A 26199-nucleotide genomic window follows, 5' to 3' on the forward strand; every position below is an offset into this window, starting at 1 on the left:
AAGGGGGCTAGCCAATGAATGTCTTAAAAGGTTATCGGTTTCGTATCTATCCAAATGAAGAACAACAAAAATTTTTTACCCAAACATTTGGCTGTGTACGCTTTGTGTACAATCACTTACTGATGGCACGCAAAGAAGACCATTACTCAAAAGAGAGTTTGAAGTTGACACCAGCTTCATTAAAAGCTACGTACCCCTTTTTAAAGAAAACCGATAGTCTCGCACTAGCTAACGCTCAGCGAAATCTAGATCGCGCCTTTTTGAATTTTTTCAAAGGGCGCGCAGGCTATCCAAATTTAAAAAGTAAGAAAAAAACTTGGCAATCCTATACGACAAATAATCAAAAACATACGATTTATTTTGAAGAAGGAAAGCTGAAAGTGCCAAAGCTTAAATCGTTGATCGACATTCATCAGCACCGCGAAGTAAAAGGACAAATCAAATCCGCTACGATCTCAGCGAAAAATGGAGAAGAGTACTATGTTTCCTTATTGTGTCTAGAAGAGATCACGGCTTTACCAAAAACCAAGAAAGTCGTAGGAGTAGCTTATTGTCCGAAACATTTAGTCAGTGTCTCTTGTGGGAAAGAGAACTTACCAGTGCCACATGAGAATACGGTCGAAGCGCGATTGGCTCGAGCGCGTCAAAAGTTGGAGTTACGAGCGAAAATAGTGAAAAAGCGTAAATTGCATCGAGAATGTGCCAAAAATTATCAGAAACAAAAACGACGAGTAGATAAACTCTATTTGACGCGGATGTATCAAAAGACGGATTATATCGATAAATTGACATTAAAGTTGATTGAGGAATATGATTACGTGTTTCTTGAAAAAGAACCTAATTTTGAAAAAAATTGTTCATTTACTGAAACCGACTGGCATTTATTTATGCAAAAATTACGTTATAAGGGTAAGTGGTATGGAAAAGAGCTACGGTTGATCGATGTTAAAAGTGATCAACAAACCAAAAGTGAACAGATTGAACACTTAGGTCGGGAGTTTTTTTCGTAATCAATCAAAACTAGAACTGGATAGGGGCGCCAGGGATCGCCTAGGGTATAGAAAAAAGTTAAGTCTTTTTGTTTCTAGGAATAACAGCTCACTAATTATGAAAAACCAAAAAACACACTCCGATTTTTCGGAGTGTGTTTTGTATTTAAAAGCGATCTTCACCAAACGAATCGGAATCTAAGCGATAAGTTTTGGAAGGCCGACCGATACCCATCGGTTTTTCACCTGTTTCATGTAAAAAATGGAGCAGTGATTTTTTCAAATTAGAGTGGTCGATCGAACGATAATCTACACCTAAAAATTTCGCAAATACTTTACGGGCCTCAGTAATGGTGAAGTCATTGCCCAATACTTGCAAAACTTGTGGCTCGTGATCCATCTTATTCAAGATACGTTTGAATGCGCGTAAAATGATCTCACTATGGTCAAAGGCCAGTTGATTAGTACCAGAAGCTTCACCCGTCGTTAGATCAAGTTTGATCGAGATATCTTCATTTTGCAACACGATCATTTTGTCGTGACGTTCTAGCGAAAACCAACGGACATCTTGCGCATCGTCTCCTGCAGTTAGGGGTTCTTCTCCAATGAAGGCCAAATAACTAACGGTGACGACCCAGCCGCGTGGATCGCGATCTGGAGTACTAAACGTGTGTAATTGTTCGATGTTTTGTGTAGAGATCAAGACACCAGTTTCTTCTTTCGTCTCCCGTAAGACACTTTCACCAGTCGACTCATGTTGATTGACAAAGCCTCCAGGTAATGCCCAAGAATCTTTATAAGGATGTCCTTTTCGTTTGATCAGTAGCACTTTTAGCTGATCATCTTGACGACTGTAACACATCAAGACCATATCGACGGTTAAAGAGGGGGTCACATATTTTGGTTTTTCTTGTTGCTGATACCAAGTTAAAAATTCCGCTTGTGTCGCCTGATGTTCATAGTATTCTTTTTCTTGCTCACGATCTGTAAATTGCATACGGTACTCCTTTCAAATCAAGTCGATACTCATTAAATAAAGAAAAATAGTACAAGATTCACTAAGAATAGTCCAAGATAAATCGGCAATAATCGGCGGTTTTCACGAATACAAGTGAAGCCTGCGATCGAAATCAAAATCAACAGCAAGCCGCGGATAATAACCGACACACTAAGAAAGGCAGTCAAACGGTCTTGTGCATTCATATAGCCATAGATGCGTGGATAGAAATTTGCAAACACGATATGAAACGCGGTCAGCACACTTAGCGATAAAATAAAAATCGACTGTTTTTTACGCATGTTTTCGCCCCTTCTCTTTTTTTGTTATTATAGCAAAAAAACGACGATACACAAAAAAATGCTAGGGTAAAATGAGAAAATACAGAGAAATTTGACTACGATAAATTTAAAATATGGTATACTATCGAAGAATACTTTCGAAGTACAGAGGAGGAAGCTCACGCATGGCTGAAAAGGAAACTTTTTATATTACAACGCCGATTTATTATCCAAGTGGGAAATTACATATCGGAAACTCATATACAACGATCGCGTGTGATGCAGTTGCACGTTATAAACGCTTGATGGGATTTGATGTGTTTTATTTAACAGGTGTAGACGAACACGGACAAAAAATTGAAACAAAAGCTGCTGAACTAGGTGTCAAACCGCAAGAATATGTGGACAAAATGGCAGCGGATGTCCAAAAATTATGGAAGACACTAGATATTAGTTACGATAAATTCATTCGTACGACGGATGACTATCATAAAGAAACAGTTCAAAAAATCTTCCAACAACTTCTAGACCAAGGCGATATCTATCTTGGTGAATATGAAGGTTGGTATTCCGTTTCTGATGAAGAATTTTTTACTGAAACGCAATTGGCTGAAGTTTATCGCGATGATGAAGGCAATGTAACGGGCGGAAAAGCGCCAAGCGGACATGAAGTCGAGTTAGTCAAAGAAGAATCTTATTTCTTTAAAATGAGTAAATACGCAGATCGCTTATTGGCCTATTATGAAGAGCACCCAGAGTTTATTCGTCCGGAATCACGTAAAAATGAAATGATCAACAACTTTATCAAACCAGGTTTAGAAGACTTAGCAGTATCACGTACGACATTTTCTTGGGGAATCCCAGTTAAAAATGACCCTAAACATGTCGTTTATGTCTGGATCGATGCACTAGCAAACTATATCTCTGCTTTAGGCTATGGTACGGATCACGATGAATTGTTCCAAAAATATTGGCCAGCAAATGTCCATATGGTTGGAAAAGAAATCGTACGCTTCCATACGATCTATTGGCCGATCATGCTGATGGCATTAGATCTACCATTACCAAAGCAAATTTTTGGCCATGGCTGGTTATTGATGAAAGAAGGCAAGATGTCTAAATCAAAAGGGAATGTCGTCTATCCAGAAATGTTAGTCGAACGTTATGGTTTAGATGCATTGCGTTATTACTTATTGCGTTCTGTACCATTTGGTAGTGATGGGATTTTCACACCAGAAGATTTTGTCTCAAGAGTAAATTATGATCTAGCAAATGATTTAGGAAACTTACTAAATCGTACGATCGCGATGATCAATAAATATTGCGATGGTCAAGTACCGACCTATAAATCAAAAGTAACTGCTTTTGATAGCGAACTATCCACGACAGCTGCTAATGTAATCGGTCGTTACCGTGAAGCAATGGATAAAATGGAGTTCTCGACAGCTTTAGCAGAGATCTGGACGCTTGTTTCTCGTGCAAATAAATATATCGACGAAACACAACCTTGGGTCTTAGCAAAAGAAGAAGACAAACAAGCTGAATTAGATAGCGTTATGATCCATCTAGCAGAGTCACTGCGTCTAGTTGCCTTAGTGTTACAGCCAATCATGACGGAAACTCCGGCAAGAATCTTTGAACAATTAGGATTAAAAGAGATCACTGGAGATCTAACGAGTCTACATTTTGGCGAATTTCCAGAAGATATCAAAGTGGTAGAAAAAGGAACACCGATTTTCCCACGTCTAGATATTGAAGAAGAAGTAGCTTACATCAAAGAAAAAATGGCTGAAGGAACTCAAAGTGCGGATGCTTCAGTCAAATGGGATCCAGCAGAAACTGAATTTATTTCAGTTAAAGATAAACAAATCGCTTACGAGGATTTTGATAAAGTCGAATTAAAGGTCGCTGAAGTCATTGATTGCCAAAAAGTCAAAGGTGCGGATAAATTGTTGCAATTTCGTTTAGCTGCTGGCGATGTTCAAGATCGTCAGATTTTATCTGGAATTGCAGAGTATTATGAGTCGCCAAGTACATTGATCGGGAAAAAAGTCGTGATCGTAGCGAACTTGAAACCGCGCAAAATCCGTGGCTTGATCAGTCAAGGAATGATTTTATCTGCCGAAGATCCAAATGGAAAATTACAAGTAGTCGAAGCGCCAAAAGGCATGCCAAACGGTTCGATCATTGCCTAAATAAAAAGCTGAGTCATTCGACTCAGCTTTTTTGATCGTTTCAATTGCATTTTATTTAGAAGTTTGTTATTCTTATTACAGAATATTCATACTCTTAGGGGAGTAACTGGTGGCGAAAGTCGCGATAATATCAACAGTAAGTTAACCGAGTGATCGGTTTTCTGGTATTATTTTAAACGGTAAGACCTAAGATAATTATTTGATTGTAAGAATCGAGTGATTATCTTAGGTCTTTTCTTATTTTCGTCAGCAGTCAAACAAATGGAGGGATCAACATTGGAAAACAAACCGTATTACCAACAAGAGGTAGACAGCTTACTCACAGAGTTTCAAACTAGTGAGACAGGTTTAAGCAGCCAGCAAGCCAAAGAAAAGTTAGAAAAAGATGGGTACAATGAGCTAAAAGCTAAGGAACAAACACCGGTCTGGAAATTGTTTCTGGAAACGTTCAAAGACGCAATGGTCATCGTCTTACTGATCGTAGCGATTGTGCAGATGATTATGGGTTCAACGATCGAATCATTAGTTATTTTTGCGGTACTATTGCTAAATTCTGTTGTGAGCGTGATCCAAACGAAAAAAGCGGAAAACTCACTCGATGCTTTAAAAAAGTTGTCTTCCCCGTCAGCTAAAGTGTTACGTGACAATGAAGCTACAACGATCCCGGCTCGTGAAGTTGCCGTAGGGGATATCGTTTTACTCGATGCGGGGGATTTTGTTCCCGCAGATGGTCGATTGTTAGAAGCAGGAAGCTTAAAAGTCGATGAAGGGATGTTGACAGGTGAATCCGTTCCAGCTGAAAAAGAAGTGACGACACTTCATCAGACAGCGCAAGTCGGTGACCGTGTCAATATGGTCTTTAGTGGGACATTAGTCGTTTATGGACGCGGTAAATTTTTAGTTACGGATACGGGTAACACGACGGAAATCGGAAAAGTCGCCGATTTATTAAATAATGCAACGACTTCAGCAACACCGTTACAACGCAATCTTGACAAATTCTCACAAAAATTAGGTCTTGCGATCTTGGCGTTGTCTGTCATTATTTTTGGAATCCAATTGGCGCGGATCTTTATCGAAGGTCCAAGTGATGTTTGGCCAAGCGTAATCAATGCCTTCATGTTTGCCGTAGCGGTAGCGGTAGCCGCGATTCCCGAAGCGCTACAGTCGATCGTGACTATCGTATTATCGATGGGAACAAAACAGATGGCTAAAGAACATGCAATTATCCGCAAACTCTCAGCCGTTGAAACATTAGGTTCAACAAGTATTATTTGTACCGATAAAACAGGTACATTGACACAAAATAAAATGACTGTTGTCGAATCCTATTTATTAGGCCGAGAAGCTTCATTTGGAAAAGATACTTTAGAAAAAGACGAAGAACGCTTGTTACAAGCAGCCGTCTTAGCCAATGATGCTTCTGTCAATGAAGAAGGCAAAAAAATTGGGGATCCAACTGAGATCGCTCTGATCGACTTTGCCAATGAACTTTCGCAGTCTTCTGATGAAATGCGTCAAATCTATCCAAGATTGGCTGAATTACCTTTTGATTCTGATCGTAAATTGATGTCGACAGTGCATGAGATCGATGGAAAAAAAGTGTTGTTGACTAAAGGGGCACCGGATATCATCTTCTCTTTAAGTACACATTATCTAGAACAAGCAGAAGTCAAAGAAATGGACGATCAAGCACGCCAAGTTTTACAAGCAAAAAATGAAGAATTTTCAAATAAAGCGCTACGTGTTTTGGCATTTGCCTATAAACCGATCGAAACAAATGAGGTAACGTTGGATGATGAAAATAATTTCACGTTCTTGGGATTACTTGCGATGATCGATCCACCACGTGAAGAGGTATTTGATGCCATCAAACAAGCAAAAAGTGCAGGTATCAAACCAATCATGATCACAGGTGACCATAAGACAACTGCTCGTGCGATTGCAAAAGAGATCGGGTTATATGAAGAAGGCGATCAAGCATTGACGGGAGCAGAACTTGATGCATTATCTGAAGAAGAATTAAATGCAACACTAGAAAAAGTTTCAGTGTATGCTCGCGTTTCACCAGAAAATAAAATCCGTATCGTACGGGCATGGCAAAACAAAGGCAATATTTCCGCAATGACTGGTGATGGAGTAAATGATGCCCCAGCATTGAAACAAGCAGATATCGGAATTGCTATGGGAACAGGAACTGAAGTGGCTAAAGATGCCGCAGCAATGGTCTTGACTGATGATAACTTTGCGTCGATCGTACGTGCGATCGGAGTTGGTCGTAAGGTCTTTGACAATATCAAAAAATCTGTTGCCTATTTATTTGCTGGAAACTTAGGTGCAATCATTGCGATCATCTTTGCTTTAGTCATGGACTGGAACAATCCATTTACAGCGTTACAATTGTTGTTTATCAATTTAGTAAATGACTCTGTACCAGCAATCGCTTTAGGAATGGAAAAAGCCGAGCCAAATATCATGGACCGCAAACCTCGTGATCCTAAAGAAGGGATCTTTGCTGGCGATACTTTGATCTCTGTAACGTATCGTGGGATCTTGATTGGAGCAGTTGTAATCATCGCACAGTTTATCGGAATGCAACAGTCGATGGAATTAGGCGTGGCCATGTCATTTTCAACTTTGATCTTGGCGCGTACATTACAGATTTTACCAGCTCGTTCGAATATCCAAACAGCTATCGGAGCAGGATTCTTTAGTAACAAAGCAGTACTTTATGCGATTACCTTCTGTGGTGCTTTATATGCCTTTACTTTATTACCAGGTGTTCGCGGGATCTTCTCGATTCCAACTACCTTTGGGTTACCAGAATTCTTTGCATCGATTGCTTTAGCGATCGGAGCGATTGTTTTAATGGAAATCGCTAAACTAGTATTGCGTAAAAAAGCAGCCTAGTTTAAAAGTGCTACTTCTGGAACGCTGTTGATTTAATTTTTAGGGGATGTGATAGACTTTTGTCACATTCCCTTTTTCGTTTGCGTGTGGATATAAAACACGGTAGAATAATTTTAGAAACAAGATAGAAGGGAAGAACAACATGAAAAAACCAGATTTAGGTTATTATATTTCAATGGTCAACACGATCGTAAATGATACAGAAAAGATCGGCACTACATTAAATCCTTCTTTTGAAGAGATCCGTACAGCGATCGATGATCATAAAACAGCAGAATTATCGCAAGAACGCTTAGCCGAGATCGTAGCTGAATTTCAAGGTGGGACGGATAAATACAAATTGATGCTAGAACAAATCAGCACGTTACGCCCGCCAGCACGTATCCTAGGGATCCATAAAAAATTCGAACGCTCGTATATGGCCTATGTGGCAGGGTGTGAAGAGATGGTTTTGAGTCTACAACCAAAAGTAGATATCGAGGCTTTTAATGCAGCAGAAGCCAAACAAGATCAAGCGACAGATGAAATTGCTGTTAGCATCCAAAAAATGACACAAATGTTGATGCGCTAAATCATGCAATAAAAACGAGAAGAATTTAATGAAACTATTAGCTTATTTTCAAGTAAGTCAGTAAATTCTGCGTATAATAAGTCTATAACCAACAATAACCTTTTTATTATATTTACTCATCCCAATGAGTAAATACTCCTTTTTTCCGCTGGGCCTAACCAACCTAGTGGTTTTTTTTGTATTCTAAAAAGGCTGTGACAGAAATCTGTCACAGCCTTTTTTAATTTTCAACTTGTCGAACGTAGTCTTCGAAATAAGACAAAAGTTGTTGTTTGAGTACTTGATAGTCTGTTTCAGTATAACTTTTTTCATCGAGCTTGATGGTCAATCGTGGGAGTTCTAGCTCTTTTTGTAAACGAGCCAAGACTTCTTCTTTAGTCATCACTACTCACATCCTATAATAAGTTGAACGAATCATTGACGATTTCAAATGCTTCTCTCATTTGACGGACACGATTTCGTAAAGAGTCAAAATCATCGTTGTCGTGGAATAAGACTTGCTTTAGTTCAAAATAGAAGGTATCAAACGCATTGACAAAATCTGAGATTTCTTGTGTTTGTAATTCAGGAAATACATCACACCGTACATAAGCTTTTTCAGCGATCGCATAAATCTCTGCAGTCGTTAAGATCGCTAATTGTTCATTGAATCTTCTGGTCGTAACCAATTCGCTCACTGCGTGACATTTATTATAGATATTTGAAAAATCTTTTACGATCAATTCTTGAGGGGTTTTACCAAACATAAGTCGTCTCCTTTTAGGCGAATGCTACGCAGACACATTCTGGTGCGTAAACATTTTTTTGAACTACGGTCAATTTACCAGTATCTGCATCACGAGCAAATAACGTCAAGTTATCTGAGTTTTGATGTGCACAGATAATAAAGTCTTCGGTTTGATTGAAGTTGAAATCGCGTGGAATATCTCCTTCACTAGCAACGCGTTCGACAAACGTCAATTGGCCATTCTCGTTTACGCTAAATAAAGCGATCGAGTTATGCCCGCGATTTGATGCATAGACAAAGCGTCCATCTTTTGACACGCGGATCGCTGCGCCACCGTTAAAGGCATCGTAACCTTCTGGAAGCGTCGAAATTTTTTGTTGTTGTGCAAAGGCACCAGTCGTTTCGTCATAACTTAAGACCGTTACAGTGCTATCCAATTCACCAAATAAGTAAGCAATAGGTTTAGTTGGATGGAACGTGATATGACGTGGACCAGTTCCTGGTTCTGCTTTATACGTAGAGACTAACGTCAATTTTCCTTCATTGGATACATCATAAGTATACACACGATCTGTTCCTAGATCACATGCTACTAAACGTTGATCAGGTGTCAAGTCAGCATAATGAGCATGTGCATGATCTTGATTTTCATGAGGACCAACTTCATCAGTATGAATCACAGAATCCGTTAAAGTCAAAGAACCATCTTTATTGATTTGATAAACGGTGATCTCACCTTTATGGTAATTTGCCCCATACACAAGTTGGCGAGGCTCGTCGACTGCGACATAACAAGGTGAAGCTCCTTCAGCAGTTACTGAGTTTAATGAATTGAAAGAAGCATCGTAAGCTGTGATACCGCCTTTACCATCGATTGAAGTGACCGTATAAAGATTTCCAGCGTCACTTTTGGCTAAGTAAGTAGGACCGCTTTCTTTTGTTAAAAGAGTCAAGTCAGTCAGTTCCTTTTTGTCAGTATCTAAAGCGATCTCATAGATCCCTTCACTTTCACGTTTTGTATACGTACCTAATAAAAAATTTTCAATCATTCGTATGCCTCCTGTAATCAAAGATAACGTTATTGTACCATATGAAGTGCAGACTCGCTAAAAAAGCGTTCACAAATAAAGAATATGCTATAATGAAACAAATCGTCGCAAAGGGGGAATTTGATTGGATAAGCAATCAAAATCGACAACACAACGACCGACTTCTTGGTTTTGGAAGTGGTTTTTAAATAATCAGGTTGTGACATCTCTATTAGTTGTTTTATTGTTACTCTTGATTATTTTTACGTTTACAAAGGTAGCCTATCTGTTTGAACCAGTAGGTCAATTTTTATCAGTAGTCGGCTTACCGATCGTATTGTCTGGGATTTTGTATTATTTGATGAATCCTGCTGTAGACTTTCTAGAAAAGAAGGGTGTCAAACGTCTGTATAGTATTCTGTTCTTATTTGTGGTAGTGATTGGATTGATCGTATGGGGAGTCGTGGTGATCATCCCAGAGATCCGTGATCAGACGGTCAGTTTTATCGATAATTTTCCATCTTATATGACAGCAGCTGAAAAAGGGATCGATGAGGTTTTTTCCGATCCGATCTTCAAACAATTTCAAGAACAAGTCGCTTCGTCTAGTGAAAAATTGATTTCTTCGATCACAGATGTAGCAAAAAATGTTTCTAAAAGTACGTTTCAAAATATCGGTAATTTCTTTGGCGCAGTCGCTACGATCACTGTTGCGATCATCACGATGCCGTTTATCTTATTTTATCTATTAAAAGATGGGAAAAAATTACCTGGATATCTGGTTAAATTTTTACCTACAAAGTTTCGTCAACCGACTTTAGTCGTGTTAAAAGAAATGAATGATCAAGTCTCTTCTTATATTAGAGGACAACTTACTGTCGCCTTTTTAGTTGCCGTGATCTTTATGATCTTATTTTCGATCATTGGGTTAGATTATGCGATCACATTAGGTATCGTAGCCGGTGCGTTAAACTTGATTCCTTATTTAGGTTCATTTTTGGCGATGGTTCCCGCTGTTTTTCTAGGTATCGTCGGAGGACCGATCTTACTTGTGAAAGTTTTAATCGTATTTGTAGTCGAGCAAACGATTGAAGGGCGTTTGATCTCACCATTGGTTTTAGGGAGTCAGCTATCGATCCATCCAGTTACGATTTTATTTGTGTTATTAACATCTGGGAAATTATTCGGATTAGCCGGTGTGATTTTAGGAATTCCAGTTTATGCAGCCGCTAAAGTTGTGATCACACATATTTTTGAGTGGTACAAAACGGTTTCTAATCTATATGAAGAAGAGCAGATAGAAGCACGTAAAATCGAATAATCAAACTTGCATTTTTTAGTAGAATCAAGTAAAGTAGTAATGTGTGAAAACACAACCCACGTCTTGGTTTGACGAATCACCAACGTTTTACTCAGTCGCTGGGAAATATTATGAAGAGGTGGAATTACAAATGGCAATTTCAAAAGAACGCAAAAACGAAATCATCGCTCAATATGCACGTCACGAAGGAGATACTGGTTCTCCAGAAGTACAAATCGCTGTATTGACTGAAGAAATCAACACTTTAAACGAACACATCCGTGAACACAAAAAAGATCACCATTCACAACGTGGACTAATGAAAAAAGTTGGTCACCGTCGTAACTTATTAGCTTACCTACGTAACAATGACGTAGCTCGCTACCGTGAATTGATCCAATCTTTAGGATTACGTCGTTAATCAAGCGAATGAAAAAAGTGAGGTTCAAGCGAATCTCACTTTTTTTTGATAAAAACCCCCGCTATGATCGTGTGAAACGCGCACTACTAACCAAATGAAAGCTTAAAAAAATTTTGTGTTTTCATTTGTTTAGTAGCAGACGCAACGCATAGCAGAAAAGGAGAAGTTATGACAAAGCAAGTATTTAGTACAACTTGGGGCGGTCGCCCTTTATCAGTTGAAGTCAATCAACTAGCCAAACAAGCCAACGGAGCAGTATTAGTCCGCTATGGCGATACAGTCGTGTTAAGTGCAGCTGTAGCCTCAAAACAAGCAAAAGATACAGATTTCTTCCCATTAACAATCAATTATGAAGAAAAAATGTATGCAGTAGGAAAAATCCCTGGAGGTTTTATCAAACGTGAAGGTCGTCCAAGTACCGATGCAACACTAACAGCGCGTTTGATCGACCGTCCGATTCGTCCGATGTTTGCTGAAGGTTTCCGTAATGAAGTCCAAGTAACCAATATCGTGATGAGTGTGGAACAAGATTGCTCTCCATCGATGGCAGCAATGTTAGGTTCTTCATTGGCGTTGGCGATTTCAGATATCCCATTTGATGGACCGATTGCTGGAGTAGACGTAGGTCGTGTAAATGGCGAATACGTATTAAACCCAACAGTAGAACAAAACGAACAATCAGATATCCAATTGACCGTTGCTGGAACAAGTAAAGCGATCAACATGGTAGAATCTGGTGCTAAAGAAGTATCAGAAACAGATATGTTACATGCATTATTATTTGGTCATGAAGCGATCAAAGAAATCGTTGCATTCCAAGAAGAAGTCGTAGTAGCTGTTGGAAAAGAAAAAATGGATGTCACACTTTTACAAGTGGACGCCGATCTTTCTAAAGAAGTTTATGACGCGTATTATGAAACAATGAAAACGGCCGTTATGACCGAAGAAAAATTAGCACGTGAAGAAGAAATCGAACGTGTGAAAGAAACCGTTAAAGAAATCTATGCCGAAAAAGCAGAAGCATTAGAAGCTGAAGAAGCAGCACGTATGACAAAAGAAATCAAACAAATCGCAGAAGATCTTGAAAAAGATGTGGTACGCGAATTGATTACGATCGATAAAATCCGTCCGGATGGTCGTAAATTAGATGAGATCCGTTCACTGGCTTCAGAAGTTAAATTATTGCCACGTGTTCATGGTTCAGGTCTATTCACGCGTGGACAAACACAAGCATTATCTACTTGTACACTAGCACCTTTAGGAGAACACCAAATCATTGATGGTCTAGGTGTGGAAGAGTCTAAACGATTCATCCATCACTATAACTTCCCTCAATTTTCTGTAGGATCTACAGGTCGTGCAGGTTCACCAGGTCGCCGTGAAATCGGACATGGTGCATTAGGCGAACGTGCCTTAGCACAAGTGATTCCTGACGAAGCACAATTTCCTTACACAATTCGTTTAGTTGCTGAAGTATTAGAATCAAATGGTTCTTCTTCACAAGCAAGTATTTGTGCAGGAACATTAGCACTTATGGATGCTGGTGTACCGATCAAAGCACCTGTAGCGGGTATTGCCATGGGATTAGTTTCTGATGGTGAAAACTATACGATCTTAACAGATATCCAAGGTCTAGAAGATCACTTAGGAGACATGGACTTTAAAGTTGCTGGAACAAAAGATGGAATTACGGCCTTACAAATGGATATCAAAATCCAAGGGATCACAGAACAAATCTTACGTGAAGCATTAGACCAAGCTAAACAAGCACGTATGGAAATTCTAGAAGAATTGACATCAACACTTGCCGCACCTCGCGAAGAATTAAGTGAGTATGCTCCGAAGATCGAAATGATCCAAATCGAACCATCTAAGATCAAAGATGTGATCGGTAAAGGTGGCGATACGATCAATAAGATTATCGAAGAAACTGGTGTGAAGATCGATATCGATCAAGACGGTAATGTGTCGATCGCTTCAGCTGATGCGGCGATGATCAAACGTGCGATCGAAATCATCGAAGAATTGACTAAAGAAGTCAAAGTCGGTGAGATCTACATGGGTAAAGTCGTTCGTGTTGAAAAATTTGGAGTATTCGTGAACTTGATCAAAGGAAAAGATGGTCTACTACACGTCTCTCAAATTGCGCATGAACGTGTAAATAATGTTGAAGACGTATTGAAACTTGGAGATGAAGTCGAAGTGAAAGTCACTGAGATCGATCGTCAAGGACGTGTAAACTTATCACGTAAAGTATTGTTAGAAAAACCTGAAGAGAAAAAAGAAGAAGCTGCACCTAAAGCAGACGATAAAAAATAAGTATGGAAAAGGGGGGTGTGACAGAAATCTGCCACACCCCTAAATACTATTCAAGAAAAAATAAGCCGCATCATTACCGAAATAGATGAACCTATTATCGAAAATGTTGTGGCTTATTTTTTAAAACTGATCACTTCTGGAATTTAGCGTTCATCTTCAGCTGAGATTCCCATGTTTTTTAGTAAACGGGCTTCCGCGCGTTTTTGGATCGCACCGATCAATAGACACATCAACCAATACAAGACACCGACTAAAATATACATACTAAAGAAATCAAATTTACGACCACCAACGATTTTAGCTAGTTGGAAAATATCTGGCACCGAGATCATTGCAGTCAAAGAAGTTCCTTTTAAGACATCCATCGCCACGTTTCCAAGAGCAGGAACGGCAGTTACGAAGGCTTGTGGAAAAACAACTTTTCGCATCAATTGGCTATAAGTAAACCCTAACGAATAACCAGCATCTCGCTGTCCAACATCCACACCAGCTAAAGCCCCACGGTAGATCTCAGTCAAAAAGGCACTGCTTGAAAGTGAAAAACTCAAACAGCTTGCTTCGATCGCAGTCAATTGAATCGGCAAACCAAAATAAAATAAAAACAACAGTACGATCATCGGAATACCACGTAAAAACGACACATAAAAACGAATGACATAACGAATCGGTGCAATGGCCCGTTCGAGTAGAATCGTTAAAATGATGGCAATGATATTTCCAATCAAAAAACTGACTAGAGCGATCCCTAATGTATAAGGAATTCCTTTTAAAACATAAGGTAGCGTCTCAAAAATCAATTTAAAGTCGATCGTAGGTACATAAAGAGTTGCCCGCATCAATCGTTCACTTCAAACGTTTTTGTGATTGTTTCATTTGGTTTTTCAGTTATATCTGCATTGTAATAAGTGTTTGAGATTTTTTGGAGTGTGCCGTCTTTTTTCATTTCGGCTAAAGTATCATTGACATGTTGGATCAATGTAGTACTTTCTTTTTTCATGAGGAACCCCGAAGAGTCTAAGTTGAAGTATACACCAGGTAAGATTTTTACTGGTACGTCTGGCATCGCGGCGATGGCCATTTTTTGTAGATAGTAATCATTTAAGATCACGTCGGTTCTACCATTTGCAACATCTGTTAGATATTGATCGTTTGTGGCGTTGTCATAGTTGACAAGTGTGGCGCCCATTTGTTCTGCGATTTTCATATAGTTGGTGGTGGCTTCACCAGCAGCTTTTTTTCCTTTTAGATCGTCAAAATCTTTGATACCGGAATCATCGCTTTTTCTCACGATCATGCTACCGAATGAATATTTGATCGGTGTACTCAAAGTGAATTGTTTTTCACGTTCTTTGTTGACACCCATGTCATTTGCGATTAGATCTGCTGATCCGTTTTGAACCGCGGCAAGTGTTCCGTCGACATTGTATTCGACAAATTTTGGTGTGACGTTCATCCGTTTGGCTACTTCTTTGATCACATCGATATCATATCCCACTAAATCGTTGTTGTCATTGTGGTATGATGCCGGATAAAGAGTTCCTGATGTTGCGACCGTCAATGTTTTGTTTTTCTCGATTGCATCCCAATTCTTATCAGATGAAGAAGATGAATCGTTTTGGCTTGAACATGCGCTCAAGACACCCAAAGTTGTTAGTGCAAGTAATGCTAGTCCCCATTTTGCTTTCATGTAATTCCTCGCTTTATTCTTTTTTCAACAACGTGTTCAATTTAATCGTTTTCTGCCTGTCTTGTCAAGTTAAAAAACCAGATTTTTATTTTTCCAAGCAGAAAACTATGCTAAAATAAACAGAATCGAATGAAAAAGGAGCAACTAAATGAAATTTATTCAAGCTTATCAAAACTTGATGCGTGGTCGTTATGGTCGCTTTGATTTTTTGAATCGAGTATTGATCGTCCTCGCTTTGATCTTATGGTTATTAAGCGCCTTTAACTCTATGAGTTTCTTACGCTTTATCGTTATCCTGATCGTGATCTATGTTTTGTATCGTTTTTTTTCAAAACGAATCTATGTGCGTTTGAATGAAAATAAAAAAGTACAAGAAAGATTACAAGCATTGGATACGAAATTATTCAAGCGCCGTCAAAAAAAATCAAGAGTCACACAACTCTATTTTGAATGTCCGAACTGTCATCAGAAATTACGAGCTCCAAAAGGCAAAGGGAAGATCAAAGTAACTTGTTCGAAGTGTGGACATGTATTTATTAAAAAAGTGTAGGAGATCTAAATGAAAAAAAAGATAATAACAAGCGTCCTATTGGGGATCTGTCTGTATTTTAGTTTGACGACAGTCACGCAAGCACAAGAATTCCATATCGATGCTAAAGGGGCAATGGCGGTTGATGCAAATACCGGACAGATTTTATTTGAACAAAATAGCTCTGAAGTGTTGTCTATCGCCTCGACAACAAAATTACTCTCAATGTATTTGATTTATGAACAACTAGCACAACAACATATTCAATTGACAGATCAAGTAGCGATTTCACCACAAGTATCTGCTTTAAGTCTAGATCCTGATCTATCAAACGTGGCGCTTTATGAAGATCAGACATATAGTGTGGAAAGTTTGATCTATGCTGGTTTTTTAGAATCAGCAAATGCAGCCGTTTTGGCTTTAGCAGAGCACATAGCTGGAAGTGAAGCGGCATTTGTCGACCAGATGCGAGCTAAATTAGCTTCTTGGCAGATCACAGACGGTCTCATCGTAAACAGCACGGGCTTACCAAATGAATATCTGGGTGATGCGCGTTATCCAGGATCGCAACTAACTGATGAAAATCAGATGACGACAAAAGATATGTTGATCGTCGCGCGTCATTTAGTACTGGATTTTCCAGATGTATTGACTGTCACGCAAACACCGACTTATGAATTTTATTCTACGCCAACAGAAAGTGTGACGATAACCAATACCAATCAAATGTTACCTAGCTTACCGTTTACATATGAAGGTGTTAACGGGCTGAAAACTGGAACAACGGACTTAGCGGGTGCTTGTTTTGTGGCAAGTACGATCATCGATGGTCAAGAGATCCTAACTGCTGTCTACGACGTGACTGATGGACTTGAACTTGCTGAAAAACGATTTACAGAAACCGCGAGATTACTTGATTATATCAAAGGTCGATTTGTGAATAAACAAGTACTGACAGCTAATACACCACTTGATCAAACAATTACGATCAAAGAGGGAAAGCAAGATGTACTTCATGTTTACAGTACGACTGACTTGCGATTATGGGATCAACAAGCAGATCCTGGAACGCTTGAGGTCACACCTATTTTCAATCAAGAAACGCTTGTAGCACCAATCGCCAGCGGACAACAAATCGGCCAAGCTAGTGTTACACTATCCAGTAATACGTTAGGCTATTTAGCTAAAACACCAACAGTCGTGATTGCTAGTGAAGACACGATCGAAAAAGCACATGATCTAAGTACTGAAACCAAAGCAGCATCTTCTTTCTTCAAACAAGTGATGAAGAAAATCACGTCCTTTTTTTCTTAAGAATGATTATTATTCGTTAAATAGCTTTAATTAGCTATTTAACGTTTTTTTTGTACTTGATTCGCAATAAAACAGAAACTTTCGCAAATTTTCGTCTTGTTGCGATTGAAGTTCATTCTCAATTAGTCTACAATGAGAGAGAATATAAAAGCCATTGGAGGGAATTACATGTCAGTTTTAGAAATCAAAGATCTACATGTTTCAATCGAAGATAAAGAGATCCTAAAAGGGGTCAATTTAACTATCAATACAGGAGAGATCCATGCCATCATGGGACCAAATGGGACCGGTAAATCGACTTTGTCAGCAGCGATCATGGGTAATCCAAACTATGAAGTGACACAAGGTGAAATTTTATTCGATGGCGAAAATATATTAGAGCTTGAAGTAGATGAACGTGCACGCTTAGGATTATTTTTAGCGATGCAATACCCAAGTGAGATTCCAGGGATCACCAATGCGGAATTCATGCGCGCGGCGATCAATGCTAAACGCGATGAAGACGATAAAATCTCTGTGATGCAATTTATTAAAAAACTAGACCAAAAAATGGATCTATTAAATATGCCTGAAGAAATGGCAGAACGCTATTTAAATGAAGGATTCTCAGGTGGGGAGAAAAAACGTAATGAGATCTTACAATTGTTGATGTTAGAACCAACATTTGCCATTTTAGATGAGATCGATTCAGGTCTGGATATCGATGCTTTAAAAGTCGTAGCACGTGGAATCAATGAAATGCGTGGCGAAAACTTTGGTTCATTGATCATTACCCATTACCAACGTTTATTAAACTACATCACACCAGACGTGGTGCATATTATGATGGAAGGCCGTGTCGTGATGACAGGAGATGCGGATCTAGCCCGTCGTTTAGAAGCTGAAGGATATGCTGGAATCAGTAAAGAATTAGGAATCGACTATAAAGAAGAAGAAGCGTAAGGAGGAGATTGCAGATGAAAAAAGACTTACAAGCACACCTTGATGCAGTCATGACCTATGCTGCATTACGTGAAGAACCTGCATTTTTAACTGACTTACGAAAACAAGCGCTAGATGTTGTCGACACACTTGCATTACCTAAGATCGAGCGTGTGCGCTTTGAACGTTGGCCGCTCTTTGAGATCAATGAAGCAACACTACAAGGAGAAAGCCAAGTTGAAGCCAATGTGCCTTCATTTGATGCACTAGCGGATCATCCGTTACTTGTCCAACAAGATGAAATCACAGTCTTTGAACAATTGCCACAAGACTTGATCGATCAAGGTGTGATCTTTACTGATCTCTTTACCGCAGCAAGTGAACATCCAGAACTTGTCAAAGAGTACTTGATGACCAAAGCCGTGAAACTAGACGAAGACAAATTAACCGCAGCGCATATCGCCTTTTTAACAAGTGGGCTTTTTGTCTACGTACCTAAAAACGTGGTGATCGAGCAACCACTAGAAGCTCTATTTTATCAACAAGCCAACAATCCAGCGCATTTCTTTAAACACGTATTGATCGTTGGTGAAGAAAATAGTGAGTTTAGTTATTTAGAACGTTTTATGACGACTGGAGAAGCAGCAGTCAAAGCGTCAGCGAATATCATCGTTGAAGTGATCGCCAAAGCTGGAGCAAAAATCAAATTCTCAGCAATCGATCAACTAGGCGAACAAGTATCGACGTATATGAACCGTCGTGGCTATTTGATGCGTGATGCGTCAATCGATTGGGCGATCGGTGTCTTAAATGATGGCAATGTGATCGCAGATTTTGATTCCGATCTAGTCGGGGAAGGGTCACATGCTGAGGTCAAAGCCGTAGCGATCAGTGCCGGACGTCAAGTTCAAGCAATCGATACACGTGTGACCAATAAAGCGAAACATTCGATCGGCCACATTTTACAACATGGTGTGATTCGTGAAAAAGGAACCTTAACGTTCAATGGGATCGGTCATATCTTAAAAGGGGCAAAAGGCGCTGATGCGCAACAAGAAAGTCGTGTCTTGATGCTTTCTGACCAAGCCCGTGGCGATGCCAATCCGATTTTATTGATCGATGAAAATGAAGTAACCGCAGGACATGCAGCCAGCGTAGGTCGCGTGGATCCGGATGAAATGTATTATTTATTAAGTCGTGGGATTCCAAAAGCAGAAGCTGAGCGTTTAGTGATCCGTGGATTCTTAGGTTCAGTCTTAACGGCGATCCCAATCAAAGCAGTCCAAAAAGAATTAGTGGACGTTATCGAAGGGAAGTTATAGTATGTTCGATGCCAATGAGATTCGTAAGGACTTTAAGATCCTAGATCAAACCGTCAATGATGAAGCATTGGTATATTTGGACAATGCGGCAACGACTCAAAAACCTCAAGCAGTACTTGATGCGATGGACCGGTATTATCATTATGATAATGCCAATGTCCATCGTGGCGTGCATACACTAGCCGAACGGGCAACGAAAGCGTATGAAGGATCACGCGAGACGGTGCGGGGCTTTATTAATGCCAAAGACACAGCGGAGATCTTATTTACGAGAGGAACGACGACGAGTTTAAACTGGGTCGCGCAAAGCTATGGTGCATTTGTGAATGAAGGCGATGAGATCTTGATCTCTTATATGGAACATCACTCCAATATCATCCCTTGGCAACAATTAGCCAAACGAAAAAATGCGACACTGCGCTATATTGAGATCACAGAAAACGGCGAACTAGATCTAGCAGACGCTAAAGAAAAGATCAATGACAAAACGGCGATCGTGTCGATTACGCATGCGTCAAATGTCTTAGGTGTCATCAATCCGATCCACCAACTCGCACAATGGGCACACGCACATCAAGCAGTGATCGTAGTTGACGGGGCACAATCGACACCACATATGGCAGTCGATGTCCAAGCACTAGATGTCGATTTTTTTGCCTTTAGTAGCCACAAACTATGTGGACCAACAGGGATCGGTATACTTTATGGAAAACGTGCTTTACTCGAACAAATGGAGCCGGTCGAATTTGGCGGTGAGATGATCGATTTTGTCGAACTTCAAGATAGTACCTGGAAAGAATTGCCATGGAAATTTGAAGCTGGTACGCCAAATATGGCTGGAGCGATCGGTCTAGCGGCTGCGATCAAGTACTTACAAGCAATCGGACTCGATGCGATCCATGAATATGAAGCCAGTTTAGTAGCCTATGTTTTACCAAAACTTGCGGCAATCGATGGTGTGACGATCTATGGACCAGAAGATGTAGAAAAGCACACTGGTGTGATCAGTTTTACGATCGATGGGATCCATCCACACGATATCGCGACGGCCCTTGATATGGAAGGTGTTGCGGTACGTGCCGGACACCACTGTGCGCAACCCTTAATGAAACGTTTAAATGTTTCGTCGACTGCACGTGCGAGTTTTTATTTTTACAATACGAAAGAAGAATGCGATGTCTTCTTAGCCGCCATCCAGGCAACAAAGGAGTTTTTCCAACATGGCACTTTCTAAATTAGATAATTTATATCGTCAAGTGATTTTAGACCATTCAAGCCATCCGCATCATCATGGCACACTCGATAACAAAGACCATCAGATCGAGATGAACAATCCCACATGTGGTGATGTGATTCATTTAGAGTTAGAACTAGAAAACGATCGCATTAAAAATATCGCCTTTTCTGGTAATGGCTGTTCGATCAGTACGGCCAGTGCGTCGATGATGACCGATGCCGTTTTAGGTAAAAACTTGGATGAAGTCCAACACTTGGCAACTGATTTTTCAAAATTGGTTCAAGGCAAAGACGTTGATGACTTAGATGGATTAGGCGATGCCGCGATGCTTGGTGGGGTCGCAAAATTCCCCGCACGGATCAAATGCGCAACGTTAGCTTGGAAAGCACTTGAAAAAGCCCTTTAAGATCTAGAAAGCGGGATCGGTGAAAGTGGCTATATCCATAACATTACAGAGGAGTGAATCAAATGGGCGTACCTGAATTAGAAGAATATAAATACGGATTCCACGATGATGTCAAACCTGTCTTTACGACCGGAGAAGGTCTGACAGAAGAGATCGTCCGTGAGATCTCACGCGTAAAAGAAGAACCAGAATGGATGTTAGATTTTCGTCTACGTTCACTAGAAGCATTTCACAAAATGCCCATGCAAAACTGGGGACCAGATCTATCAGATATCGATTTTAATGCCATCAAATACTACCAAAAATCCAGTGACAAACCGGCTCGCGATTGGGACGATGTACCAGAAAAAATCAAAGAGACTTTTGAACGGATCGGAATCCCAGAAGCAGAACGCGCATACTTAGCTGGAGCTTCAGCGCAGTATGAATCAGAAGTGGTCTACCACAATATGAAAGAAGAGTTTGAAAAATTAGGGATTATCTTTACCGATACCGATTCGGCCTTAAAAGAATATCCAGAGATCTTCAAGCAATACTTTTCTAAATTAGTCCCACCAACAGATAATAAATTGGCCGCGCTAAACTCAGCTGTATGGTCAGGTGGAACGTTTATCTATGTACCAAAAGGCGTACGTGTCGATGTACCGCTACAAACGTATTTTAGGATCAATGCTGAAAATACGGGACAATTTGAACGTACCTTGATCGTAGTCGATGAAGGCGCAAGTGTGCATTATGTCGAAGGCTGTACAGCACCAACGTATTCGACGAATAGTCTACACGCAGCAATCGTCGAGATCTTTACGTTAAAAGATGCGTATTGTCGTTACACGACCATCCAAAACTGGTCAGATAACGTCTACAACTTGGTAACCAAACGTGCGCGTGCTGAACAAGGCGCAACGGTTGAATGGATCGATGGAAACCTAGGTGCGAAAACGACGATGAAATACCCAAGTGTCTATCTTGAAGGTGAAGGCGCACGTGGTACGATGTTATCGATCGCGTTTGCTGGCGCAAAACAGATTCAAGATACTGGGGCGAAAATGATCCATAACGCACCAAACACGTCAAGTTCGATCGTCTCAAAATCGATCGCTAAAGACGGCGGTGAAGTGAACTATCGTGGACAAGTAACGTTCGGTAAGAAAAGTGCCGGCTCGATCTCGCATATCGAATGCGATACGATCATCATGGATGACCTATCAAAATCAGATACGATCCCGTTCAATGAGATCCACAACAGCCAAGTGTCTTTAGAGCATGAAGCTAAAGTATCGAAGATCTCAGAAGAACAATTGTACTACTTGATGAGTCGTGGTCTATCTGAATCCGAAGCGACTGAAATGATCGTCATGGGATTTGTAGAACCATTTACTAAAGAACTTCCAATGGAATACGCAGTCGAACTAAACCGTTTGATCAGCTATGAAATGGAAGGTAGTGTAGGATAGTTTCTATATAAAAGCTCTAAACGTTGTTAAATCAGCGTTTAGAGCTTTTTCTTTTTGTCAAAAATTATTTTGGATACGCTTTTGGGTACGTTTGAGCTACATTCCCATGAATTTAGCAAATCGATCCCCAGTTTCTTTGATAGATTGTGGTGTGACGTGGGCATAGATATTCATGGTTGTTTTTATATCTTTATGTCCTAAACGTTCTTGAACTTCTTTGATAGAAGCCCCACTTTCAAATAGCAAACTACAATGAGTATGCCTAAATCCATGAGGGGTAATTTGTAAATCCATTGGCGATTTTTTGTAAATCCAATTTAGCCAGTCATTTACAGCCTGAGGGTAATACAAATTATTATCTTTGGTTGTGAAAACAAATTGTTCAGGTGAATTGGTATTAAATCCATACATTAACATTGTTTCCATTTGCTCTTGTTTCCATATTCTTAACTGTTTAAGCGTTAAATCATCCAGTTTGATTGTTCTAGTAGAACTTTTTGTTTTTGGGACTTGTAGGACTACCTTCTGAAATTCGTCCTGAGCGACTGTTTTACCGATTTTAAGGGTTTTATTGAAGAAATCTATATCTTCCCACTGAAGGGCTAATCCTTCGCTTTTACGCATACCTGTAAAGGCTAGTAAGCGGAAGAAGGTATATAGTTTTGTACTATTATTCTTTTGAACATTATCTAAGAATAAAACTAACTGATCTTTTGTATAAAATTTAATCGGTTGTTCTTCTTCAATTTTTCGAGGGAGTAAGGTTTTAGACATTGGATTACTTTTACAGACTTCCATAGCTACGCCAAACTTGAATATTTGAGCGGTAGTTTTTCTGAGAAAAGCATATTGTTTGAGTTTTCCATGCCATACATTGACTTGTTGCTGACAATAGCTAACGGTGATTTTATCTAGTTTCATTTTACCGAAAGCAGGTAGGATATGATTCTTACAGAAACGTTGTGCAACTGCGACAGAAGAGGGTTTAACTCTCATTCGGTAGTTATCTATCCATAATTCATATAACTCTTCAAACGTTGTGACATTGATACGAAATTCTTCTTGTTCTTTGTACTCAACTAAAAGCTTGTTTAAAGCACTTTGAGCTTCAGCTTTCGTCTTAAAACGTCTTCTTTTGGTCCTAATATCTTTCCCAGTTCGAGGATCTTTCCCTAAATAAGTTTCAAATCCCCAATACTTGTCTCCATTTTTAAGTTTGTAATTAAAAAATGTTGCCATATTGATTCTCTCCTTTACTTCATTTTGCAGGTAGAGAAGTTATTTGAAGAATCAATTGTTTTAATGTTTATTGCAATATAATTTTTTTAAATAATTATAGTCTAAAACACCATAATCTAAAGTAATGACCTTGTTAAATGTATTTTCAATGAATGTATTAAGGAAAATTGTATCGTTATTACCAAAAATAATGTTAGAAGAATCAATATTACCACTAAAATCTTTAAGTATTTGTTCTTCATTAATCGTATTATCAAATATTATTGTTTCAATCTCTTGTGAATTATTAATAGATGTGTAGATTATTACACTGGTAATTTTATCGTAAATAACTCGTGCTTTTTCATATATCTCTAATATTAAATCCATTACATTTTTTTGATCTAAATTAAGAAATTGGTGTCCTATTCCAGTTAGTGAATATTCCCCAATTTCTTGATATATATGTAAATATTCGTTTTTTGTTCCTGAAAACTTTAAACGATAAGTATTATATTTATCATCTATGCCTGTTGGAAAAGCAAGAATAGAGTCATCATAAACACTGTTTAATTTAATAATGTTTACACCATAATTATCATAAGTAAAGTAATCTTGTTCTAAAAAATAGCTGACAGGAATATCATAAAAATTTGCGATTTTTTTTAATGTCTTATCACTAGGAATTCTTTTCCCAGTCTCAAACCTTGATAAACTCATATATGACATACCAATTTCGCTAGCTAATTCTTCTAATGTGAGTTGATTCTTATTCCTAAGAACTTTTAATTTTCTTTTTAATAGTTCATTTTGGTTTTGATTCACAAATATCACCTCATTAGTATTTTAACATCAAATGGTATCAATGTCATATTAAAGTCGCATTTACTATTGAATGATATATTAAATGATGTTAAACTATATTTACAAAAGTCGCATATATGTCGTAATTTTATATTTATATGACTTTTTATAGCAGGTAGAGGGATTAGAGAATAATCAATTGAAAGGAGAGAGGTACATGGAGTCAATTAAACTAATGATTTCAGAAGAACAACAAGAAATATTTTTAAAAGAGTTTTACAAAATTGCTATGACGGCCATAGAAAGAGCAGGACAGAATACAGGTAGCACAAGAGAATATTTGAATCAGAAAGAAATGAGTGATTATTTAAACGTAAGTGAGAATTTCTTAAAAGAAGCGGTTAGAAATGAAGGATTACCAGTTGCGACTCTCGGAAGAAGAAAATTTTATTCTAAGAAAGCAGTGAATGAATTTATGCTAAAGAGGTTAAAAAGCTATTGATGATATTAGTAGTTAAATTAAAAAATGCTCTTGTTCGTTTTGGTAGACAGTCAAGAGCATTCTTAAATAAAGATTTTAGAAATTTTATTTGTTTCTATTGTAACATTTCATAGAAAGAAGATGAATAAATGGCAGAAAAAAGAATGTTATCGAAAGCGTTTATTAGTAGTGCAAGCTTTATGAAAATGTCAGATTCAGCGAAATTATTGTATGTATATTTAAACGTCAATGCAGATGATGATGGGATAGTTGAAGTTTTTCCATATTCACAAATGCTTGGTACTCCAGAAGATGATGTTAAAGTACTATTAACAAAAGGATTTATATTTTTTTTGAACGGGGACTGGTTAGCTTTTTTACCTCACTGGCTACAAAATCAGTATATTAGGAATGATAGATATAAGGCGTCAATTTATCATAATCAGTTATTAAATATGAATCCAGATTTTTTTAATAAGATTCCAGAAGCACCAATAAAACAAATATTAGATAAAAAGCAGACTGAGATATTAAAAAAAGATCTTTTTGATAAGTGGTATTCAGCAGGTATGTCAAGTGACTACCAAAGTGAAACCCAGTTAAGATTAAATCAGTCTAGTTTAATTAAGTCTAATTTAGATAAAGTTAGTGTAGATAAGATTAGTCAAATTGAAACAGACAACCAAAATTGTAAAAATGTAATTAATGACGAGGGAATTCAAATAACAAATAGATTAGGGGATAGGTTTTCTGAAGTACAAAGAAAAAAGTTTATTAGTATTATTTTATCTATGAAAGATTCAGTAGAAAGAGAATACAAGATTGAGATAAATTCAGCTTTTTTTCATGATAAGACTAATAAAATGTTAAAGAAATTGTTTAGTTCTATGAATGATAAGCTAAATCTGGGAGTTTTGCTTGATGAAATAGCTTATGTAAACACAACCTCAAGAAATTTTTGAGTCAAGTCCATAATCCTGTGTAAAATACTATACAATGTTTTACTGGTCTCTCATTGATCAAACTTAATATATTTTCTTGTAGAACTGAGCCATTCGTCATGAAGGTCCATAAGGACAGCTCCAATT

25 protein-coding genes are annotated in these 26199 nt (G+C 38.6%); 16 read left to right on the forward strand and 9 right to left on the reverse strand.

What is annotated here, in order from left to right; genetic code table 11:
* The first annotated feature begins 14 nt into the window (after positions 1-14).
* Entirely contained in the window at positions 15-1010 is a 996-nt protein-coding gene (locus ACWOEC_RS08290) for an RNA-guided endonuclease TnpB family protein (RefSeq protein ID WP_455307331.1), read from the forward strand.
* A 145-nt stretch (positions 1011-1155) separates the two neighbouring features.
* On the opposite strand, the gene ACWOEC_RS08295 is transcribed toward ACWOEC_RS08290, so the two are convergent.
* Positions 1156-1986, reverse strand: a complete 831-nt coding sequence (locus ACWOEC_RS08295; RefSeq protein ID WP_297079770.1) for an NUDIX domain-containing protein — start codon at positions 1984-1986, stop codon at positions 1156-1158.
* A gap of 32 nt (positions 1987-2018) precedes the next feature.
* Positions 2019-2288 carry a hypothetical protein gene (locus ACWOEC_RS08300; protein ID WP_297079772.1) on the reverse strand — a complete coding sequence of 90 codons (270 nt, stop codon included), beginning with the start codon at positions 2286-2288 and terminating at the stop codon, positions 2019-2021.
* 164 nt (positions 2289-2452) lie between these two features.
* Here ACWOEC_RS08300 and metG point away from each other — a divergent pair, with 164 nt between their 5' ends.
* From metG to ACWOEC_RS08315, 3 genes are all read left to right on the forward strand, one after another.
* Positions 2453-4462 (forward strand): methionine--tRNA ligase, encoded by a 2010-nt coding sequence (metG, locus tag ACWOEC_RS08305; protein WP_455307334.1) that lies wholly within the window; start codon positions 2453-2455, stop codon positions 4460-4462.
* Positions 4463-4723: 261 nt separating this feature from the next.
* The gene (locus ACWOEC_RS08310) at positions 4724-7372 is read left to right on the forward strand and encodes a cation-translocating P-type ATPase (RefSeq protein WP_455307336.1); all 2649 of its coding nucleotides are present in this window, start codon (positions 4724-4726) and stop codon (positions 7370-7372) included.
* A 142-nt stretch (positions 7373-7514) separates the two neighbouring features.
* Positions 7515-7943 (forward strand): hypothetical protein, encoded by a 429-nt coding sequence (locus tag ACWOEC_RS08315; RefSeq protein WP_455307338.1) that lies wholly within the window; start codon positions 7515-7517, stop codon positions 7941-7943.
* A gap of 220 nt (positions 7944-8163) precedes the next feature.
* On the opposite strand, the gene ACWOEC_RS08320 is transcribed toward ACWOEC_RS08315, so the two are convergent.
* Genes ACWOEC_RS08320 through ACWOEC_RS08330 form a run of 3 tightly spaced genes read right to left on the reverse strand, consistent with a single transcriptional unit; the run spans position 8164 to position 9719 of the window.
* On the reverse strand, positions 8164-8325 hold the full coding sequence (locus ACWOEC_RS08320) for a hypothetical protein (protein WP_297079780.1): 162 nt from the start codon (positions 8323-8325) through the stop codon (positions 8164-8166).
* A gap of 13 nt (positions 8326-8338) precedes the next feature.
* Positions 8339-8689, reverse strand: a complete 351-nt coding sequence (locus ACWOEC_RS08325) for a hypothetical protein (protein ID WP_297079781.1) — start codon at positions 8687-8689, stop codon at positions 8339-8341.
* A 13-nt stretch (positions 8690-8702) separates the two neighbouring features.
* Positions 8703-9719, reverse strand: a complete 1017-nt coding sequence (locus tag ACWOEC_RS08330; protein WP_455307340.1) for a lactonase family protein — start codon at positions 9717-9719, stop codon at positions 8703-8705.
* Positions 9720-9843: 124 nt separating this feature from the next.
* Between ACWOEC_RS08330 and ACWOEC_RS08335 the strand changes: the two genes are divergently transcribed.
* From ACWOEC_RS08335 to pnp, 3 genes are all read left to right on the forward strand, one after another.
* A complete protein-coding gene (locus ACWOEC_RS08335) occupies positions 9844-11019 on the forward strand; it encodes an AI-2E family transporter (RefSeq protein ID WP_455307342.1) in 1176 nt (391 codons plus the stop codon).
* 130 nt (positions 11020-11149) lie between these two features.
* Positions 11150-11419 carry a 30S ribosomal protein S15 gene (gene rpsO, locus ACWOEC_RS08340; RefSeq protein ID WP_455307365.1) on the forward strand — a complete coding sequence of 90 codons (270 nt, stop codon included), beginning with the start codon at positions 11150-11152 and terminating at the stop codon, positions 11417-11419.
* 168 nt (positions 11420-11587) lie between these two features.
* Complete coding sequence (pnp, locus tag ACWOEC_RS08345) at positions 11588-13738, forward strand: polyribonucleotide nucleotidyltransferase (protein ID WP_455307343.1); 2151 nt, start codon at positions 11588-11590, stop codon at positions 13736-13738.
* 143 nt (positions 13739-13881) lie between these two features.
* On the opposite strand, the gene ACWOEC_RS08350 is transcribed toward pnp, so the two are convergent.
* Together ACWOEC_RS08350 and ACWOEC_RS08355 are read right to left on the reverse strand one after the other, a co-directional pair.
* The gene (locus ACWOEC_RS08350; protein ID WP_455307345.1) at positions 13882-14574 is read right to left on the reverse strand and encodes an amino acid ABC transporter permease; all 693 of its coding nucleotides are present in this window, start codon (positions 14572-14574) and stop codon (positions 13882-13884) included.
* The gene (locus ACWOEC_RS08355; RefSeq protein ID WP_297079791.1) at positions 14574-15425 is read right to left on the reverse strand and encodes a transporter substrate-binding domain-containing protein; all 852 of its coding nucleotides are present in this window, start codon (positions 15423-15425) and stop codon (positions 14574-14576) included. The genes ACWOEC_RS08350 and ACWOEC_RS08355 overlap by 1 nt, the downstream gene beginning before the upstream one ends.
* A gap of 148 nt (positions 15426-15573) precedes the next feature.
* Here ACWOEC_RS08355 and ACWOEC_RS08360 point away from each other — a divergent pair, with 148 nt between their 5' ends.
* The 7 genes from ACWOEC_RS08360 to sufB all read left to right on the forward strand — a co-directional run bounded on the left by ACWOEC_RS08360 (position 15574) and on the right by sufB (position 22608).
* Positions 15574-15975, forward strand: a complete 402-nt coding sequence (locus ACWOEC_RS08360; RefSeq protein ID WP_455307347.1) for a hypothetical protein — start codon at positions 15574-15576, stop codon at positions 15973-15975.
* Between the two features lie 9 nt (positions 15976-15984).
* Complete coding sequence (locus tag ACWOEC_RS08365) at positions 15985-17268, forward strand: serine hydrolase (protein WP_455307349.1); 1284 nt, start codon at positions 15985-15987, stop codon at positions 17266-17268.
* 168 nt (positions 17269-17436) lie between these two features.
* Positions 17437-18210 (forward strand): Fe-S cluster assembly ATPase SufC, encoded by a 774-nt coding sequence (gene sufC / locus ACWOEC_RS08370; RefSeq protein ID WP_016184874.1) that lies wholly within the window; start codon positions 17437-17439, stop codon positions 18208-18210.
* Between the two features lie 14 nt (positions 18211-18224).
* Entirely contained in the window at positions 18225-19511 is a 1287-nt protein-coding gene (gene sufD / locus ACWOEC_RS08375) for a Fe-S cluster assembly protein SufD (RefSeq protein ID WP_455307351.1), read from the forward strand.
* A 1-nt stretch (position 19512) separates the two neighbouring features.
* Entirely contained in the window at positions 19513-20745 is a 1233-nt protein-coding gene (locus tag ACWOEC_RS08380; RefSeq protein ID WP_455307353.1) for a cysteine desulfurase, read from the forward strand.
* Complete coding sequence (gene sufU / locus ACWOEC_RS08385; RefSeq protein ID WP_455307355.1) at positions 20732-21154, forward strand: Fe-S cluster assembly sulfur transfer protein SufU; 423 nt, start codon at positions 20732-20734, stop codon at positions 21152-21154. The genes ACWOEC_RS08380 and sufU overlap by 14 nt, the downstream gene beginning before the upstream one ends.
* A 62-nt stretch (positions 21155-21216) precedes the next feature.
* Positions 21217-22608, forward strand: coding sequence for a Fe-S cluster assembly protein SufB (gene sufB, locus ACWOEC_RS08390; protein WP_455307357.1), 1392 nt, complete (start codon positions 21217-21219; stop codon positions 22606-22608).
* A gap of 96 nt (positions 22609-22704) precedes the next feature.
* On the opposite strand, the gene ACWOEC_RS08395 is transcribed toward sufB, so the two are convergent.
* On the reverse strand, positions 22705-23847 hold the full coding sequence (locus tag ACWOEC_RS08395; RefSeq protein WP_455307359.1) for a tyrosine-type recombinase/integrase: 1143 nt from the start codon (positions 23845-23847) through the stop codon (positions 22705-22707).
* A gap of 60 nt (positions 23848-23907) precedes the next feature.
* Positions 23908-24651 carry a helix-turn-helix domain-containing protein gene (locus ACWOEC_RS08400; protein ID WP_161485564.1) on the reverse strand — a complete coding sequence of 248 codons (744 nt, stop codon included), beginning with the start codon at positions 24649-24651 and terminating at the stop codon, positions 23908-23910.
* Between the two features lie 196 nt (positions 24652-24847).
* Here ACWOEC_RS08400 and ACWOEC_RS08405 point away from each other — a divergent pair, with 196 nt between their 5' ends.
* Positions 24848-25132 carry a helix-turn-helix domain-containing protein gene (locus ACWOEC_RS08405; RefSeq protein WP_455307361.1) on the forward strand — a complete coding sequence of 95 codons (285 nt, stop codon included), beginning with the start codon at positions 24848-24850 and terminating at the stop codon, positions 25130-25132.
* A gap of 128 nt (positions 25133-25260) precedes the next feature.
* Positions 25261-26073: a DNA replication protein DnaD gene (locus ACWOEC_RS08410; protein ID WP_455307363.1), complete on the forward strand. Its 813-nt coding sequence runs from the start codon at positions 25261-25263 to the stop codon at positions 26071-26073.
* Positions 26074-26199: the final 126 nt, after the last annotated feature.

Source organism: Enterococcus bulliens, assembly GCF_053761865.1.